This is a genomic window from Psychrobacter sp. TB55-MNA-CIBAN-0194 (genome assembly GCF_040309505.1).
GTDB classification, from domain to species: Bacteria; Pseudomonadota; Gammaproteobacteria; order Pseudomonadales; family Moraxellaceae; genus Psychrobacter; species Psychrobacter fozii.
Genome location: NZ_JBEOOW010000453.1, coordinates 1 through 260, shown reverse-complemented (window position 1 = coordinate 260; position 260 = coordinate 1). Strand labels below are relative to the sequence as shown.

The 260-nt window shown below is 47.7% G+C and carries 1 protein-coding gene; it reads left to right on the top strand.

Annotated features, from left to right (window positions below; all coding sequences use genetic code 11):
* Positions 1–9: 9 nt before the first annotated feature.
* On the top strand, positions 10–260 hold a 251-nt coding region (locus AAEY75_RS15860; protein WP_502944444.1), incomplete at its 3' end, for a cytidylyltransferase domain-containing protein.

The following is a 260-nucleotide window of genomic DNA, read 5'->3' as shown; positions in this document are numbered from 1 at the left end:
GAATACACCATGTCGCCATTTATTACACCCGCCAAAACGCATATTGTCGTTCCTGCTCGTTTTAAGAGTACGCGATTACCCGGTAAGCCATTATTAAACATTCATGGTAAGCCGATGATTCTGTGGGTCGCTGAAAAGGCGCAGGCAGCACACTTCGCTGATGATATGTGTATTGCGACCGATGATGAGCGTATTGCCAAAGTATGTATGGATGCAGGTTTTGATGTGGTGATGACCAGCGCAGAGCATGCTTCGGGGAC